We start from the raw sequence: 17641 nt of genomic DNA on the forward strand, positions 1-17641 counted from the left end.
GATAATCGCCCCATGGCTGCAACATCCCGGGGGACGTCCCCCGTACCCCCGGACGTACGTCCGCGGCTGACCGTGCTCTCCGGCCCTTCGGGCGTCGGCAAGAGCACGGTCGTCGCTCATATGCGCACCGTGCACCCCGAGGTCTGGCTCTCCGTGTCGGCGACGACGCGCAAGCCACGCCCCGGGGAGCGTAACGGTGTCCACTACTTCTTCGTGGACGACGAGGAGTTCGACAAGCTCGTCGCCAACGGTGAACTGCTCGAGTGGGCCGAGTTCGCGGGCAACCGCTACGGCACACCCCGTCGTGCCGTGCTGGACCGCCTGGAGGCCGGCGAGCCGGTCCTGCTGGAGATCGATCTCCAGGGCGCCCGGCTGGTCCGTCAGTCGATGGATGACGCGCGGCTGGTCTTCCTGGCCCCGCCGAGCTGGGAGGAGCTGGTCCGCCGGCTCACCGGCCGGGGCACCGAGGCGCCCGAGGTGATCGAGCGCCGGCTCGCCGCCGCGAAGGTCGAACTGGCTGCCGAGGCCGAGTTCGATACGACGCTCGTCAACACCTCCGTCGAGGACGTGGCCCGCGAGCTGCTAACGTTGATGCTTCAGGCCTAGATCCATGCGATCGCTCAGATCTCTTTGATCTTTGATCTACACCCCCTTCGGAAGGCAGAGAGTGTCCTCTTCCATCACCACGCCCGAGGGCATCATCAACCCGCCGATTGATGAGCTCCTCGAAGCCACCGACTCGAAGTACAGCCTGGTGATCTACGCGGCCAAGCGCGCCCGCCAGATCAACGCGTACTACTCGCAGCTCGGTGAAGGCCTCCTCGAGTACGTCGGTCCGCTCGTCGACACCCACGTGCACGAGAAGCCGCTGTCGATCGCGCTCCGCGAGATCAACGCGGGCCTGCTGACCTCCGAGGCCATCGAGGGCCCCGCGCAGTAATTCAGCGGCACAGCACCTTCACTCCAGGCCCGGCGGCCCGTCCGCCGGGCCTGAGGTGTGTCCGGGGCCGGGTGAACGCGCTCACGGCGGTGAGGCAGCATGGGACGCATACGTTGCCTTACGTTGCCGAGTGCGGGGAGACGCAGTGGACAAGCCGAAGGTCGTCCTGGGGGTCAGCGGGGGCATCGCCGCCTACAAGGCGTGCGAGCTGCTGCGCCGGCTGACCGAGTCCGGCCACGACGTACGGGTCGTCCCGACCGCCGCGTCGCTGCACTTCGTGGGGGCCGCCACCTGGTCGGCGCTCTCCGGCCACCCGGTGTCCGACGAGGTCTGGCAGGACGTCCACGAGGTCCCGCACGTGCGGATCGGGCAGGGCGCCGACCTCGTCGTGGTCGCGCCGGCCACCGCGGACATGCTGGCCAAGGCGGCCCACGGGCTCGCCGACGACCTGCTCACCAACACGCTTCTGACCGCCCGCTGTCCCGTGGTCTTCGCCCCCGCCATGCACACCGAGATGTGGGAGCACCCGGCCACCCAGGAGAACGTCGCCACCCTGCGCCGCCGGGGCGCGGTCGTCATCGAGCCCGCCGTCGGGCGGCTCACCGGCGTCGACACCGGCAAGGGCCGGCTCCCGGACCCGGGCGAGATCTTCGAGGTCTGCCGCCGGACGCTGGCGCGCGGGGTCACCGGGCCCGACCTCGCGGGCCGCCATGTGGTGATCAGCGCGGGAGGCACCCGTGAGCCGCTCGACCCGGTGCGCTTCCTGGGCAACCGCTCCTCCGGCAAGCAGGGCTACGCGCTGGCGCGCACCGCGGTGGCCCGGGGGGCCCGGGTCACCCTGATCGAGGCCAACACCGGGCTGCCCGACCCGGCCGGGGCCGACGTCCTGCGGGTCGGCACGGCCGTCCAGCTCCGCGAGGCCGTGCTGAAGGCCGCGTCCGACGCGGATGTCGTGGTGATGGCGGCCGCGGTGGCCGACTTCCGCCCTGCCGAGTACGCCACCGGCAAGATCAAGAAGAAGGACGGCGAGGAGGCCCCCGCAGTCACCCTGGTCCGTAACCCCGACATCCTCGCCGAGGTCTCCGCCGAGCGGGCCCGGCCGGACCAGATCGTCGTCGGATTCGCCGCCGAGACCGACGATGTGCTGGCCAACGGCCGGGCGAAGCTCCGCCGCAAGGGCTGCGACCTTCTCGTCGTCAACGAGGTGGGGGAGCGCAGGACCTTCGGCTCGGAGGAGAACGAAGCGGTCGTCCTCGCCGCCGACGGCCAGGAGACGCCAGTGCCGTACGGACCCAAGGAAGCACTTGCCGACACGGTCTGGGATCTGGTTTCAGGAAGGTTCCAGCCGATTTCACAATCAACCCTCCGGCCGAGCGAAATCGCCCCATAAGGCCCAAAATGGCGGCCGAGGAGGGGGGATTGTCCTACTGGCGACCCACGTGGCGCATGTCACGAACCCTCCAAAGGGCGAGACACCTGGCCCGCCCGCCGGATGCGACCGATAAACTGGCCGACGGTACGCACCGAGCGCAGCTCTCGGACGTGCCACCCATGATCAGCCAGCAGCCGCTGCAACCCCAGGGAGCGATGTGTCCCGCCGTCTCTTCACCTCGGAATCTGTCACCGAGGGTCACCCCGACAAGATCGCTGACCAGATCAGCGACACGATTCTCGACGCGCTCCTGCGCGAGGACCCCGCCTCGCGCGTCGCCGTGGAGACCTTGATCACCACCGGTCTGGTGCATGTCGCGGGCGAGGTCACCACCAAGGCCTACGCCGACATCCCCAACCTCGTGCGCAACAAGGTTCTGGAGATCGGCTACGACTCCTCCAAAAAGGGCTTCGACGGTGCTTCCTGCGGCGTCTCGGTGTCCATCGGCGCCCAGTCGCCGGACATCGCCCAGGGCGTCGACACCGCTTACGAGAAGCGGGTGGAGGGCGATGAGGACGAGCTCGACAAGCAGGGCGCGGGCGACCAGGGCCTGATGTTCGGGTATGCCTGCGACGAGACCCCGGAGCTGATGCCGCTCCCGATCCACGTCGCCCACCGCCTCTCCCGGCGGCTGTCCGAGGTGCGCAAGAACGGGACCATCCCGTACCTGCGCCCCGACGGCAAGACCCAGGTCACCATCGAGTACGACGGTGACAAGGCGGTCCGGCTGGACACGGTGGTCGTCTCCTCGCAGCACGCCTCCGACATCGACCTGGACTCGCTGCTCGCGCCCGACATCCGCGAGTTCGTCGTCGAGCACGTGCTCGCGCAGCTCGTCGAGGACGGCATCAAGCTGGACACCGAGGGCTACCGCCTCCTGGTGAACCCGACCGGCCGCTTCGAGATCGGCGGCCCGATGGGCGACGCCGGCCTCACCGGTCGCAAGATCATCATCGACACCTACGGCGGCATGGCCCGCCACGGTGGCGGCGCCTTCTCGGGCAAGGACCCGTCCAAGGTCGACCGCTCCGCGGCGTACGCGATGCGCTGGGTCGCCAAGAACGTGGTGGCCGCCGGTCTCGCCGCGCGCTGCGAGGTCCAGGTCGCCTACGCGATCGGCAAGGCCGAGCCCGTCGGTCTCTTCGTGGAGACCTTCGGCACCGCCGCGGTCGACACCGAGAAGATCGAGAACGCGATCGGCGAGGTCTTCGACCTCCGCCCGGCCGCGATCATCCGGGACCTCGACCTGCTCCGCCCGATCTACGCCCAGACCGCCGCCTACGGCCACTTCGGCCGTGAGCTGCCCGACTTCACCTGGGAGCGCACCGACCGCGTGGACGCCCTGCGCGCCGCCGCCGGTCTGTAGCGAACCCGCCCGCGTACGACAGCGGGACGGGCGACATCGAGTACGACAGCGGGGCCCGGACACCGAACGCGGTGGCCGGGCCCCGCTGCCGTGCCCCCGCCGCTGTCAGTGGTCTCTGGTAGGAATTCAGCTGTGAGCAGCGAGAACGAGCAGTCCGCCGAACCCGGTGCCGGGGCGCCGGAGCAGCTTGCGCTGATCCGGGAGACCGTGCGCCGGGCGAAGGTGCCGCGCGCCAAGCCGCGGACCTGGCGCGGCGCGCCCCTCGCCGAGGAGCTGCCCGTCGCCCGCGTCCTGGTCAACAAGGGCGTCCTCCACCTCGACCAGTATTTCGACTACGCGGTCCCCGAGGAGCTGGACGCCGACGCCCGGCCCGGCGTCCGGGTGCGGGTCCGCTTCGGAGCCGGCGGGCGCAACGTCCAGGGCGGGCGGCGCGAGGGCGGCGGGCTGATCGACGGTTTCATCGTCGAGCGCCGCGCCGACTCCGACTACCAGGGAGCGCTGGCCGCCATCGCCTCCGTGGTCTCCCCGGAGCCGGTCCTCGGACCCGAGCTGCTCGCGCTCTGCCGCGCCGTCGCCGACCGGTACGCGGGCAGCCTCGCCGACGTCCTCCAGCTCGCCGTCCCGCCGCGCAACGCCCGCGCCGAGTCCAAGCCCTCCCCGGAACCACTGCCCCCGCCGCCGGCCCCCGAGCCGGGCACCTGGGAGCGGTACGGCCAGGGCCCGGCCTTCCTGCGCGCACTGGCCGAGGGCGGTGCGCCGCGCGCCGTGTGGACCGCGCTGCCCGGCCCGCACTGGCCCGCCGAGATCGCCGGGGCCGTCGCGGCGACGCTCTCCTCCGGCCGCGGCGCACTCGTCGTCGTCCCGGACGGGCGGGCCGCAGGACGGGTCGACGCCGCCCTGACCGAGGCGCTCGGCCAGGGCCGGCACGCCCTGCTGACCGCCGACTCCGGCCCCGAGAAGCGCTACCGCCAGTGGCTCGCGGTGCGCCGGGGCTCGGTCCGGGCGGTCGTGGGGACCCGGGCCGCCATGTTCGCCCCCGTCCAGGACCTCGGGCTCGTCGTCGTCTGGGACGACGGGGACTCCAGCCACAGCGACGACAACGCCCCCTTCCCGCATGTCCGCGAGGTCCTGGAGCTGCGGGCGGCCCAGGGCCGCTGCGGCTTCCTGCTCGGCGGGACCAGCTGCACGGTCGAGGCCGCCCAGCTCGTGGAGAGCGGCTGGGCGCTGCCGCTCCTCGCCGACCGCGAGCGACTGCGCCGGGCCGCCCCCCTCATCCGTACGGTCGGCGACGGCGAGCTGGCCCGGGACGGCGCCGCCCGGTCCGCCCGGCTGCCCAGCCTCGCCTGGCAGACCGTGCGCGACGGCCTGCGCAGCGGTCCGGTGCTGGTCCAGGTGCCCCGCCGGGGTTACGCCCCCCGACTCGCCTGCGAACGCTGCCGCACCCCCGCCCGCTGCCGGCACTGCGCGGGCCCCCTCCAGGCCCCGGACCAGCAGGATCTGAACTGCACCTGGTGCGGGCGGGCCGAGCACACCTGGCACTGCGCGGAATGCGGCTCCACCCGGCTGCGCGCCCAGATCGTCGGCGCCCGCCGCACCGCGGAGGAGCTGGGCCGGGCCTTCCCCGCCGTGCCCGTCCGCACCTCGGGGCGCGACCACATCCTGGACGCGGTGCCCGATGCTCCGGCCCTGGTCGTCTCCACCCCCGGCGCGGAGCCCGTCGCCGAGGGCGGATACGCGGCGGCCCTGCTCCTGGACGGCTGGGCCATGCTCGGCCGTCCCGATCTCCGGGCGGGCGAGGAGGCGTTGCGCCGGTGGACGGCGGCGGGGGCGCTGGTGCGGGGGCAGGACGAGGGCGGCACGGTGGTGATCGTGGCCGAGCCGACGGAGCGTGCGGTGCAGGCGCTGGTCCGCTGGGACCCGGCGGGATTCGCCCGGCGGGAGCTGGCGGAGCGGGCCGAGCTGGGCTTCCCGCCGGTCTCCCGGATGGCCGCGGCGACCGGCCCGGCGGATGCCCTGGCCGCGTTCCTCCGGACCGCGGGGCTGCCGCCGGAGGCCGAGATCCTGGGCCCGGTGCCCGTTCTTTCGGCCGAGCCCGGCAGGCCCCGCCGGCCGGGGGACGCTCCGCCGGGCGAGACCTGGGAGCGTGCCCTGATCCGGGTGGTCCCGGGGCGCGGGGCGGCGCTCGCCCGCGCCCTGAAGTCGGCGCTCGCGGCCCGCATGGCCAAGGGCGCGACCGACCCGATCCGCATCAGGATCGACCCGCCCGATATCGGCTGAGTCCCGGGAGCGCTTACCCACCAGGGGCCCGGACCAGGGGTCCCGACAACCAGGGGGCCCGGACAGGAGACTGCCCCGCCGTGCGACCGGCACGGTGGGGCAGAGGGGCGGCGTACGGTCAGCCGTTGCGCGGGCCCGGGAAGGCGCCGGGACGCAGCTCCTCGCGGACCGGCTGCCGGTCCGTCGACGGCTGCGTCGACGGCTGCGGCGGCATCGAGCGGGCCGCCGGGACGGAGGGCACCGGCGAGGCGGACCCTCCGGCGGTGGACCCGGCGGAGGACCCGGCCAGGCCGGTGCCGACGGAGACCGGGCGCGGCACGGCCGTCGTCTCGCCGCCCGTCTCGGCCGTGGGCTGCGGCGTGGCCCGACGCGTCCCGTAACGGCGGTGCACGGCCTGCTTGGTGACGCCGAGGGCGGAGCCCACCGCGTCCCAGGAGAAGCCCAGCGAGCGGTCGAAGTCCACCGCGGCCGTGACCAGGGTCTCGACGCTGTCCCGCAGTTCCTGCGCGAGGCGGACGGTGGGGGCCGGGGCCCTGCCGTAGACGACGAAGCCCGCGGAGGGGCCGGAGCGGCGCGGACGGTAGACGTTGCCCAGCTGGGCGGTGAGGGTGCGCAGCGCGTCCACCTGCCGCCGGACCCGCTCGATGTCCCGCACCAGAAGATGCAGACTGGCCCGCGCTTGGGCGTCGTGGGTTGCGTGGTCGGCCATGAAGAAGCCTCTCGAACCGGCGTTGAAAGGGATCGGGCCGCATCGGGGCGGCCCGCTTCGGTCAATCTCCTTTGACCAACGCCCGAGCCGGGTATGTGGTCACGCTATCGGGGCGTATGTGCATATGCACGGGGCGTGCGCGGCGCGCGTACGCCCCCCGGGCGGCGCGCTTCCGCGAGGGCGGCGGTGCTCTTCCACCAGGGTGGGGGCCGGGGCCCGGCCCGGGCGGAGACCCTAGACTGGTGTGCTGCTCGTCACCGTACGTCTTGGCCCGAGAGGCAGTCAGCCACCATGAAGCTCGTCTTCGCCGGCACCCCCGAGGTCGCCGTCCCCGCCCTGGACGCCCTGATCGCCTCCGACCGCCATGAGGTGGCCGCCGTCGTGACCCGTCCCGACGCTCCCGCCGGGCGGGGCCGCCGACTCGTCGCGAGCCCGGTGGCCGAGCGGGCGGAGGAGGCCGGCATCGAGGTGCTCAAGCCCGCGAAGCCCCGGGACGAGGAGTTCCTCGCCCGGCTGCGCGAGATCGCCCCGGACTGCTGCCCGGTGGTCGCCTACGGGGCCCTGCTGCCCAAGGTCGCCCTCGACGTGCCCGCCCGGGGCTGGGTCAACCTGCACTTCTCGCTGCTGCCCGCCTGGCGCGGCGCGGCGCCGGTGCAGCACTCGGTGATGGCCGGCGACGAGGTGACCGGCGCTTCGACCTTCCTGATCGAGGAGGGCCTGGACTCCGGCCCGGTCTACGGTGTCCTCACCGAGGAGATCCGCCCCACCGACACCAGCGGCGACCTGCTCACCCGGCTCGCCTTCGCCGGTGCGGGGCTGCTGGCGGCCACCATGGACGGCATCGAGGACGGCACGCTGCACGCGGTGCCGCAGCCGCACGACGGGGTCACCCTGGCCCCGAAGATCACGGTGGAGGACGCGCAGATCCAGTGGTCCGCTCCGGCGCTGCGCGTCGACCGTGTCGTACGCGGCTGCACCCCGGCCCCCGGCGCCTGGACCCTGTTCCGGGGCGAGCGGCTCAAGCTCATCCAGGCCACGCCGGTCCTGGACCGCACCGACCTGGCCCCCGGCGAGCTGTCGGCCGCCAAGAACAACGTGTACGTCGGCACCGGCTCGCACGCGGTCGAGCTGCTCTGGGTCCAGCCGCAGGGCAAGAAGCCGATGAAGGCCGCCGACTGGGCGCGCGGCGTCCGCATCGTCCACGGCGAGCTGCTGGGCCTGTAGCGGGCTTCGGGGGTCCGGGGCGGCGTTCGCGCGCCCCGGGCTGCCGTTCGGGCGCCCGGGGACGGCGACGTACGCTGGGAGGGTTCGCACCTCTCACCATCAGCGGAGCACCTTTCACGTGAACGACCAGCCGCGTCGCCGTCCCGCCAAGCCCCATCGCCGTCCGCAGAAGGACCCGGTCCGGTTCCTCGCCTTCGAGGCGCTCCGGGCCGTCGACGAGCGTGACGCGTACGCCAACCTCGTGCTGCCCCCGCTGCTGAAGAAGGCCCGCGCCAAGGGCGACTTCGACGGCCGGGACGCGGCGCTGGCGACCGAGCTGGTCTACGGGACGCTGCGCCGTCAGGGCACGTACGACGCGATCGTGGCGGCCTGCATCGACCGGCCGCTGCGCGAGGTCGACCCGCCGGTCCTCGACGTCCTGAACATGGGCGTCCACCAGCTGCTCGGCACCCGTATCCCCACCCACGCGGCCGTCTCCGCCAGTGTGGAGCTGGCCCGGGTGGTGCTGGGGGAGGGGCGCGCGAAGTTCGTCAACGCGGTGCTGCGCAAGGTCACCGCGCACGACCTCGACGGCTGGGTGGAGAAGGTCGCCCCGTCGTACGAGGAGGACGCCGAGGACCACCTGTCCGTCGTGCACTCCCACCCCCGCTGGATCGTCTCCGCCCTCTGGGACGCGCTGGGCGGCGGCCGGGCGGGCATCGAGGATCTCCTGGAGGCCGACAACGAGCGGCCCGAGGTGACGCTGGCGGCCCGCCCCGGCCGCTCCACCACCGAAGAGCTGGCCAAGGCCCTGGGCGAGGACAACTCCCTGCCGGGCCGCTGGTCCCCGTACGCCGTCCGGATGGCCGAGGGCGGCGAGCCCGGCGCGCTGGAGGCCGTCCAGGAGGGCCGGGCGGGCGTCCAGGACGAGGGCAGCCAGCTCGTCGCCGCCGCCCTGGCCGCCGCCCCCGTGGAGGGCCGCGACACCCGCTGGCTGGACGGCTGCGCGGGACCCGGGGGCAAGGCCGCCCTGCTGGCCGCCCTCGCCGCCGGGCGGGGCGCCACCCTGCTCGCCGCCGAGAAGCAGCCGCACCGCGCCCGGCTGGTCGAGCGGGCGCTCGCCGGCAACCCCGGCCCGTACCAGGTGATCACGGCGGACGGCACCCGTCCGCCGTGGCTGCCCGGCACGTTCGACCGGATCCTGATGGACGTGCCCTGCTCCGGCCTGGGCGCGCTGCGGCGTCGCCCGGAGTCCCGCTGGCGGCGTCGCGCGGAGGACCTGGAGTCCTTCGCCCCGCTCCAACGCGGCCTGCTGCGCGAGGCGTTGAAGGCGGTGCGGGTCGGCGGCGTGGTCGGCTACGCGACCTGCTCCCCGCATCTCGCGGAGACCCGGGTGGTGGTCCAGGACGTCCTCAAGGGCCGGGGCGGGGAGCCGGTGGAGGCGGAGTGGATCGACGCGCGCCCGCTGATGCCCGGTGTGCCCGCTCTCGGCGACGGACCGGACGTCCAGCTCTGGCCGCATCTGCACGGCACGGACGCGATGTACCTGGCGCTGCTGCGCCGGACCGGCTGACCGCCCGGCCGTCGGAGGGGCTCGTGCGGCCCCGGCCGGATCTCGCCCCGACGAACAGCAAAAGAACAGTAAAGCGCTGGCAAAATGCCCAGAATGTGCGAACTGTGATGGCTGTGTGAGGTTCCGGGGCGCATCGAGGCGGGGAACCGGCGGGAGACGTGGCAGGCTTGGGGCATGGCGCAGATCAACCCCAGCATCCTGTCCGCCGATTTCGCGCGTCTCGCCGAGGAGGCGAAGGCCGTCGAAGGCGCGGACTGGCTCCACGTCGATGTCATGGACAACCACTTCGTGCCCAACCTGACCCTCGGCGTGCCGATCGTCGAGGCGCTCAGCAAGGCCACGGACACCCCGCTGGACTGCCACCTCATGATCGAGGACGCGGACCGCTGGGCCCCGCAGTACGTGGAGGCCGGAGCGGGTTCCGTCACCTTCCACGCGGAGGCGGCGGCGGCTCCGGTGCGCCTGGCGCGGGAGATCCGGGCGAAGGGGGCGCGCGCCTCCATGGCGCTCAAGCCCGCGACGCCCATCGAGCCGTACGAGGATCTGCTCCCCGAGCTGGACATGCTGCTGATCATGACGGTCGAGCCGGGCTTCGGCGGGCAGGCCTTCCTGGACATCATGCTGCCGAAGATCCGCCGCACCCGGGAGCTGATCAGCAAGCACGGCCTCGAACTGTGGCTGCAGGTCGACGGTGGGGTCTCGGCCACCACCATCGAGCGGTGCGCCGAGGCCGGCGCCGATGTCTTCGTGGCCGGATCCGCGGTCTACGGAGCGGCGGACCCGGCGGCGGCGGTGCGCGAGCTGCGGGCGCAGGCGGACGCGGTCACGGCCGTCGCCCCCTGGGCGTGCGGACACTGAACCAAGGGCAGATGAACGCGGTCCGACAGGACCGATCAAGGATCGCCGGATCTGACAGGATGAACGGCGTATCAGGCGTGTGAACAGCAGTGAGGAGATCGCGGTGTCTGGCATCTCGGCGGGTCGGTCAGCCATGCGGATGGGACCCGCGGAGCTGGTGCAGGCGGCGGCCATGGCCCGCCGGTTCTACCTGGAGGGCAAGTCCAAGATCCAGATCGCCGAGGAGTTCGGCGTGAGCCGCTTCAAGGTGGCCCGGGTCCTGGAGACGGCCCTGGAACGTGATCTCGTACGCATCGAGATCCGGGTACCGGCCGAGCTGGACGCCGAACGCTCCGACGCCCTGCGCGCCCGCTACGGGCTGCGGCACGCGGTCGTCGTCGAGTCCCCGGCCGAGGAGCAGGAGGACGCCCCCGACCCGGAGAACCTGGGCGAGGTCGCGGCCGATCTCCTCGGCGAACTGGTGGCCGAGGGCGATGTGCTCGGCCTGGCCTGGGGCCGCTCCACCATTCACATGGCGGCCGCCCTCGACCGGCTCCCGCCGTGCACGGTCGTCCAGCTCACCGGCGTCTACGACGCGGGCACCGCCGAGCGCGGCTCGGTCGAGGCGGTCCGCCGGGCCGCCCAGGTGTCCGGCGGCGAGGCGCACCCCATCTACGCCCCGATGCTGCTGCCCGACCCCGCGACGGCCGCCGCGCTGCGCGACCAGACGGGCATCGCCCGCGCCTTCGAGTACTTCGACAAGGTGACGGTCGCCGCCGTCTCCATCGGCTCCTGGGAGCCGGGCATCTCCACGGTCCACGACATGCTCTCGGACGCGGAGCGCGCCCACTACGCCTCGCTCGGCGTCGCCGCCGAGATGTCCGCGCACCTCTTCGACTCCGACGGCCGCCGGGTCGGCCGTGACCTCGGCGAGCGCTGCATCACCGTGGAGGCGGACCGGCTGCGCCGGATCCCCGAGGTGGTCGCGATCGCGGGCGGCCAGCGCAAGGCGGCGGCGATCGGCGCGGTGCTCCGCTCCGGCCTGGTCACCAGCCTGGTCACGGACACCGCCGCGGCCGACTATCTGCTCACCGAGTCCGCCGCGGGCACCCGCCCGGCGCTGGAGCGGGCCGACCCCGACGGGGAGTGACACCCAGGACGCGCCGCGGGGCCGGGGCCCCCCCGGGGGGGCGGGCCCCCGCCGGGCCGGCCCCCCCCCGCCCGGGGGGGCCCCGCCCCGCCCCGGGGGGGGGCGGGGGGCGCGGGGGGGCCGGGGGGGGCGCCCAGCACGGTCTCCTCCAGATACTCCTCGGGCTCCTCGTACTGGCCCACGTCGGCGGGGTTGTACCGCGGCGTCTGGCGCGACCAGTCCAGGTTGCCGCGCATCCAGCTCCGCATCCCGTCGAGATAGGGCACCAGCAGCCCGGACAGCTCCGGATACAGCTCCAGCAGCTCGTCCTCGGCGGTCAGGAACCGCTCGGTCTCCATCGCGAGGCGCTCCGCGACGTGGTCCAGCGCCTGCTGTTCCCCGAGGCCCCGGTGGTGGCGGACCAGGTGGACGAGGTTGTGGATCTCGCCGAGCACCTGCTCCTTCTCGAAGGAGTACACGTCGTTGGCCCAGCACACGTGGTTGCACGCGGCTTCCAGGGCGGTGATGAAGCGGGGGTCGTTGTGGACCGACTCCGGGGCCTCGATGCCCGCCACGATCTCTATGAGGTCCATGCAGACGTGGATGGCCCCGGTGTGCCGGCGTTTGGCGATGTACGTGTCCTCCGAGGGCACCATGTCCTCGGCGCGGTTTCCCGCCTCCCAGGTCGTGGCGGTCGTGAGGTAGGTGACCAGATGCCAGGCGAACCGGGTCCGCCAGTGCGGGGCGGCGTTCGGCGTCGTACGTTTCCACAGATCGGCCAGGGCGACCACGGCGGCCGGGACCTCTTCCCCCGGCAGCGGCTCGGGGGCGGAGCCGTCGACCACCGCGCGCATCCGGTCGACGACGTCTCTCACCCGGTCGGGTGAACGGCCGAGGTGGCCGTCGTCGAGCTGGTCGTCGACCAGGAAGAGCCAGACGAACCAGTCGGCCACCAGATCGAGGTGGTGCTCGTCGGCCGTCGGGTAGACCATGCCGACGAACGCCCCGAAATCGGCTTGTTCGAATCGGTTCCTCGCGGACTCGCGGTGGACCAGACCCGTCCGTCTGGTCCAGGCGTCCAGATGCCCCCGGGTGTGTCCCACGTGCGGGTTGGTCCGCTGCGGGAACGGGCAGTAGATGTCCGGCAGTTCGCTGTCCACAGGCGGATCTGGATCCTCTCCGGTCAAACGGTGTGCCCAGGGTTGCCGACGAGCCCGATCGACGCTTCGGACACCCCCGAGACCTGCGGGTTTGAAGCTACCTGACCCCTTGTCACCCGGTCCAGGGATGGTGATCACGAATGATTCGAATACCGTTCGGGTAGGGTCCGTGGGTAAGGCAGGTTGCACTTGCCCGGGGCCCCCGGCCACCTCCTCGGAGCACTCTTGGAGGAACGGACGAACGCGGGGGTCTTTTGCTGTGTCTTCGTGGAAACGACCTGCACCGTTTCGTATGAAAAAATGAGTGTTATGCGCTTTCTTGAGCCGGGCACCGGTCGCTACACAGAGTCCCCCGCGGTTCCGTACGACCTCACGTACGACGACGTCTTCATGGTTCCGGGCCGCTCCGCGGTCGGCTCCCGGCAGGGTGTGGACCTCTCGTCGCCCGACGGGACCGGCACCACCATCCCGCTCGTGGTCGCCAACATGACCGCCATCGCGGGCCGCCGAATGGCCGAAACCATCGCCCGCCGCGGCGGGCTCGTCGTCATCCCCCAGGACATCCCGATCGAGGTCGTCACCGACGTCATCTCCTGGGTCAAGACGCGCCACCTCGTCCTCGACACCCCGATCGAGCTGGCCCCCGGCCAGACCGTCGCCGACGCGCTGTCGCTGCTGCCCAAGCGCGCCCACGGCGCGGGCGTCGTCGTCGACGCCGACCGGCGTCCCGTGGGCGTCGTCACCGACCACGACCTCACCGGCGTCGACCGCTTCACCCAGCTCTCCGAGGTCATGTCCAAGGACCTGGTGCTGCTCGACGCCGACATCGACCCGCGCGACGCCTTCAACAAGCTCGACGGCGCCAACCGCAAGCTCGCCCCCGCGGTCGACGCGCAGGGACGCCTCGTCGGCATACTCACCCGCAAGGCCGCCCTGCGCGCCACGCTCTACACCCCCGCCACCGACGCCGAGGGCAAGCTGCGCATCGCGGCCGCCGTCGGCATCAACGGCGACGTGGCCGGCAAGGCCAAGCAGCTCCTGGACGCGGGCGCCGACGTCCTCGTCGTGGACACCGCCCACGGCCACCAGGAATCCATGATCAGCGCGGTCAGGGCCGTCCGGGCGCTCGACCCGCAGGTGCCGATCGTCGCGGGCAACATCGTCGCCGCCGAGGGCGTGCGCGACCTGATCGAGGCGGGCGCGGACATCATCAAGGTCGGTGTCGGCCCCGGCGCCATGTGCACCACCCGGATGATGACCGGCGTCGGCCGCCCGCAGTTCTCCGCCGTCCTGGAGTGCGCCGCCGAGGCGAAGAAGCACGGCAAGCACGTCTGGGCGGACGGTGGCGTCCGCCACCCGCGCGACGTCGCGATGGCGCTCGCCGCCGGCGCGTCCAACGTGATGATCGGCTCCTGGTTCGCGGGCACGTACGAGTCGCCCGGCGACCTCCAGCAGTCCGCCGACGGCCGCTTCTACAAGGAGTCCTTCGGCATGGCCTCGGCCCGCGCCGTCAAGAACCGCACCTCGGAGGAGTCCGCGTACGACCGCGCCCGCAAGGCGCTCTTCGAGGAGGGCATCTCCACCTCGCGGATGTTCCTCGACCCGACCCGCCCGGGCGTCGAGGACCTGATCGACTCGATCATCGCGGGCGTCCGCTCCTCCTGCACCTACGCCGGTGCCGCCTCCCTGGCGGAGTTCGCCGAGAAGGCCGTCGTCGGCGTCCAGAGCGCCGCCGGTTACGCCGAGGGCAAGCCGCTGCACGCCAGCTGGAGTTGATCCCGAATTCACCGCAACGACCCCGCCCTCTCCGGTACTTCGCACCGGAGGGGGCGGGGTCGTTTTCGGGCCTTCGGAGGTGGCCGGGGGCGCGCTTCAACTCTGTTGAAATATAAGTAATATGAAGCGCACTCAGCTGCCTGCCTCTCTGCGGTAAGGGATCTCATGTCCTTCTTCACTGACCTGGCCCACCAGTACATCGACGGCGAGTGGAGGCCGGGGAAGGGGTCCTGGGACATCATCGACTTCAACCCGTTCGACGGGGAGAAGCTCGCCTCGATCCCGGTCGCGACCGCCGAAGAGGTCGACCAGGCCTACCGCGCCGCCGAGCGCGCCCAGCAGGCGTGGGCGGACACCAACCCGTACAGCAGGCGGGCCGTCCTGGAGAAGGCGCTGCGCCTCGTCGAGGAGCGCGAGGCGGAGATCGGCGAGGCCATCGTCGCCGAGCTCGGCGGCACCCGGCTGAAGGCCGCCTTCGAACTCCACCTGGCCAAGGAGTTCCTCCGCGAGGCGATCCAGCTGGCCCTGCGCCCCGCCGGACAGATCCTCCCCTCGCCCACCGAGGGCAAGGAGAACCGCGTCTACCGCGTGCCCGTCGGGGTCGTCGGCGTGATCAGCCCGTTCAACTTCCCCTTCCTGCTCTCCCTCAAGTCCGTCGCGCCCGCGCTGGCCCTCGGCAACGCCGTCGTCCTCAAGCCGCACCAGAACACCCCGATCTGCGGCGGCACCCTGCTGGCCAGGATCTTCGAGGACGCCGGGCTGCCCGCCGGGCTGCTGAACGTCGTGATCACCGACATCGCGGAGATCGGCGACACCCTGCTGGAGCACCCCGTGCCGCAGGTCATCTCCTTCACCGGCTCCGACAAGGTCGGCCGCCACGTCGCCACCGTCTGCGCCCGGAACCTCAAGCGCGCCGTCCTCGAACTCGGCGGCAACAGCGCCCTGATCGTGCTCGACGACGCCGATGTGGACTACGCCGTCGACGCGGCGGTCTTCAGCCGGTACGTCCACCAGGGCCAGGTCTGCATGGCCGCCAACCGCATCCTGGTCGACCGCGCCGTCGAGGCGGAGTTCACCGAGAAGTTCGTCGCCAAGGTCGCCTCGCTCACCGTCGGCGACCCCGCCGACCCGGCCACCCAGATCGGCCCGCTGATCAACTCCTCGCAGGCCGAGTCCGTCTCCAAGCTCGTCGACCAGACCGTCGCGGCCGGCGCGACGGCCCTCCTGCACGGCCGCGCCGACGGCAACCTGGTCAGCCCCTCCGTGCTGACCGGCCTCGCCGCCGACTCGCCCGTCCTGCACCAGGAGATCTTCGGCCCCGTCGCCCTGCTGATCCCCTTCGACGGCGAGGACGAGGCCGTCCGCATCGCCAACGACACCCCGTACGGGCTCAGCGGCGCCGTCCACACCGGCAACATCGAGCGCGGGGTGCGGATCGGACAGCGCATCCACACCGGCATGATCCACATCAACGACGGCACCGTCCACGACGAGCCGATCGTCCCCTTCGGCGGCGAGAAGAGCTCCGGTCTCGGCCGGCTGAACGGCGACTCGATGATCGACGCCTTCACCACCCAGAAGTGGATCTCCATCCAGCACGGCCGCTCACAGTTCCCCTTCTGACGGCCTGCCCCGCCGCACCGGGCATGCCCAGGGCGGCGGCCCGTGGTCTACTGCGGGAGGCGGCACCCTCCGCCTCCCGCAAGCCGACCCACCGCAGAGAAGTGAACCGCCCGACGTGCGCCTGAACGACCTCGACGAACGCATCGTCCACGCCCTCGCCGAAGACGCCCGGCGCTCCTACGCCGACATCGGCGCGCTCATCGGCCTCTCCGCCCCCGCCGTGAAACGCCGCGTCGACCGGCTGCGGTCCGAAGGCGCGATCACCGGCTTCACCGTGCGGGTCGACCCGGCGGCGCTCGGCTGGGAGACCGAGGGGTTCATCGAGATCTACTGCAGCCGCAACACCTCCCCGGAAGCGATCAAGCAGGGCCTCGCCCGCTACCCGGAGATCGCCGCGGCCTCCACCGTCACGGGCGACGCGGATGCGGTGGTGCAGGTCTTCGCCGCCGACATGCGCCACTTCGAACAGGTCCTGGAGCGGATCGCGGGGGAGCCGTACGTCGAGCGGACCAAGTCCGTCCTGGTGCTCTCGCCGCTCCTGCGCAGGTACTCGGCGGAGGCGCCACCCGTCTAGGGAGGGCCCGGTAGAACCCGGCGCACAGTGGTGCACATCACCCCGCTGACCTGCGTAGATCCCCGGCGCAACGATTCGCCGCCGCCAGCCCTCCGCGCGCAACGAATCAACGGTCGACGCGCAACACTCGCGCCTTGTCCGGGCCGAACCGGGCCACGTACCTTCGATACGTCTCCCCACCCCGCCCGCACCGTCCGAGGTCAGCCATGCCGTCGTTGCGCACCGCCCTGCTTCAGAGCTCCGGACGCCCGGGCGCCGTCGCCGAGAACCTGAAGGTGCTCGACGAGGCCGCCGCACGGGCCGCCGATGCCGGGTCCCGGCTGCTGGTCGCGCCCGAGCTGTTCCTCACCGGCTACGCCATCGGCGACGCCGTCCCCGTGCTGGCCGAGCCCGCCGACGGCCCCGGCGCCGAGGCCGTCGCCGAGATCGCCGTACGCCACGGACTCGCCGTCCTGTACGGCTACCCGGAGCGCGACGGGGAGCGGATCTTCAACGCCTCCCAGCTCATCGGCCCCGACGGTGGGCGCCTCGCGAACTACCGCAAGACCCACCTCTTCGGCTGCTTCGAGCAGGAGTGGTTCACCCCCGGCGAGCAGACCGTCGTCCAGGCCGACCTCGACGGCCTCCGTATCGGCCTGCTGATCTGCTACGACGTCGAGTTCCCGGAGAACGTACGGGCGCACGCCCTGGCCGGCACCGATCTGCTGCTGGTGCCCACCGCGCAGATGCACCCCTTCCAGTTCGTCGCCGAATCCGTCGTCCCCGTACGGGCCTTCGAGAGCCAGATGTACGTGGCGTACGTCAACCGCACCGGCCCGGAAGGCGAGTTCGAGTTCGTCGGGCTCAGCTGTCTGGCCGGCCCCGACGGCACCGTGCGCACCCGCGCCGGACGCGGCGAGGAACTCGTCGTCGGCGACGTGGACCCGGAGTTCCTGGCCGCCTCGCGCGCCGCCAACCCCTATCTGCAGGACCGCCGCCCCGGTCTGTACGGCTCCCTCGCCTGAGCCCGCCCCGCCTTCTCTTCCGTACCGCGCAAGGAGTC

The 17641-nt window shown here is 72.4% G+C and carries 15 protein-coding genes; 13 read left to right on the forward strand and 2 right to left on the reverse strand.

The features are described from left to right. The first annotated feature begins 12 nt into the window (after positions 1-12). The 5 genes from gmk (at position 13) to ACIQPT_RS30975 (ending at position 6015) form a co-directional block, all read left to right on the forward strand. Complete coding sequence (gene gmk / locus ACIQPT_RS30955; protein ID WP_381781681.1) at positions 13-606, forward strand: guanylate kinase; 594 nt, start codon at positions 13-15, stop codon at positions 604-606. Positions 607-667: 61 nt separating this feature from the next. Next, positions 668-940, forward strand: a complete 273-nt coding sequence (gene rpoZ / locus ACIQPT_RS30960) for a DNA-directed RNA polymerase subunit omega (protein ID WP_003970369.1) — start codon at positions 668-670, stop codon at positions 938-940. Positions 941-1085: 145 nt separating this feature from the next. Then, positions 1086-2330, forward strand: coding sequence for a bifunctional phosphopantothenoylcysteine decarboxylase/phosphopantothenate--cysteine ligase CoaBC (coaBC, locus tag ACIQPT_RS30965; protein WP_401160658.1), 1245 nt, complete (start codon positions 1086-1088; stop codon positions 2328-2330). Positions 2331-2529: 199 nt separating this feature from the next. Beyond that, on the forward strand, positions 2530-3738 hold the full coding sequence (gene metK, locus ACIQPT_RS30970) for a methionine adenosyltransferase (RefSeq protein ID WP_007453217.1): 1209 nt from the start codon (positions 2530-2532) through the stop codon (positions 3736-3738). 132 nt (positions 3739-3870) lie between these two features. Continuing rightward, on the forward strand, positions 3871-6015 hold the full coding sequence (locus ACIQPT_RS30975; RefSeq protein WP_401160660.1) for a primosomal protein N': 2145 nt from the start codon (positions 3871-3873) through the stop codon (positions 6013-6015). Positions 6016-6133: 118 nt separating this feature from the next. Here ACIQPT_RS30975 and ACIQPT_RS30980 read toward each other — a convergent pair whose 3' ends face one another. Beyond that, on the reverse strand, positions 6134-6724 hold the full coding sequence (locus tag ACIQPT_RS30980) for a hypothetical protein (protein WP_401160662.1): 591 nt from the start codon (positions 6722-6724) through the stop codon (positions 6134-6136). Positions 6725-7015: 291 nt separating this feature from the next. Between ACIQPT_RS30980 and fmt the strand changes: the two genes are divergently transcribed. From fmt to ACIQPT_RS31000, 4 genes are all read left to right on the forward strand, one after another. Beyond that, on the forward strand, positions 7016-7948 hold the full coding sequence (gene fmt / locus ACIQPT_RS30985; protein WP_401160664.1) for a methionyl-tRNA formyltransferase: 933 nt from the start codon (positions 7016-7018) through the stop codon (positions 7946-7948). Between the two features lie 118 nt (positions 7949-8066). Further along, positions 8067-9500, forward strand: coding sequence for an RsmB/NOP family class I SAM-dependent RNA methyltransferase (locus ACIQPT_RS30990; protein WP_401160665.1), 1434 nt, complete (start codon positions 8067-8069; stop codon positions 9498-9500). A 174-nt stretch (positions 9501-9674) separates the two neighbouring features. After that, positions 9675-10358, forward strand: coding sequence for a ribulose-phosphate 3-epimerase (gene rpe, locus ACIQPT_RS30995; protein WP_205082168.1), 684 nt, complete (start codon positions 9675-9677; stop codon positions 10356-10358). A gap of 133 nt (positions 10359-10491) precedes the next feature. After that, on the forward strand, positions 10492-11487 hold the full coding sequence (locus ACIQPT_RS31000; RefSeq protein ID WP_030584156.1) for a sugar-binding transcriptional regulator: 996 nt from the start codon (positions 10492-10494) through the stop codon (positions 11485-11487). Here ACIQPT_RS31000 and ACIQPT_RS31005 read toward each other — a convergent pair. Continuing rightward, positions 11418-12626 carry a terpene cyclase gene (locus ACIQPT_RS31005; RefSeq protein ID WP_401160666.1) on the reverse strand — a complete coding sequence of 403 codons (1209 nt, stop codon included), beginning with the start codon at positions 12624-12626 and terminating at the stop codon, positions 11418-11420. The two genes, ACIQPT_RS31000 and ACIQPT_RS31005, sit on opposite strands and share 70 nt — an antisense overlap. Positions 12627-12935: 309 nt before the next feature. On the opposite strand from ACIQPT_RS31005, the gene ACIQPT_RS31010 reads away from it, so the two are divergent. The 4 genes from ACIQPT_RS31010 to ACIQPT_RS31025 all read left to right on the forward strand — a co-directional run bounded on the left by ACIQPT_RS31010 (position 12936) and on the right by ACIQPT_RS31025 (position 17603). Next, the gene (locus ACIQPT_RS31010) at positions 12936-14402 is read left to right on the forward strand and encodes a GuaB1 family IMP dehydrogenase-related protein (protein WP_401160668.1); all 1467 of its coding nucleotides are present in this window, start codon (positions 12936-12938) and stop codon (positions 14400-14402) included. 165 nt (positions 14403-14567) lie between these two features. Then, positions 14568-16025 (forward strand): aldehyde dehydrogenase family protein, encoded by a 1458-nt coding sequence (locus ACIQPT_RS31015; protein WP_401160670.1) that lies wholly within the window; start codon positions 14568-14570, stop codon positions 16023-16025. Between the two features lie 115 nt (positions 16026-16140). After that, positions 16141-16599, forward strand: coding sequence for an Lrp/AsnC family transcriptional regulator (locus tag ACIQPT_RS31020; RefSeq protein WP_401160672.1), 459 nt, complete (start codon positions 16141-16143; stop codon positions 16597-16599). A gap of 206 nt (positions 16600-16805) precedes the next feature. After that, positions 16806-17603, forward strand: coding sequence for a carbon-nitrogen hydrolase family protein (locus ACIQPT_RS31025; RefSeq protein WP_401160674.1), 798 nt, complete (start codon positions 16806-16808; stop codon positions 17601-17603). Positions 17604-17641 lie beyond the last annotated feature (38 nt).

This window comes from Streptomyces sp. NPDC091289 (genome assembly GCF_044757365.1).
In the GTDB taxonomy this organism is placed as follows: domain Bacteria; phylum Actinomycetota; class Actinomycetes; order Streptomycetales; family Streptomycetaceae; genus Streptomyces.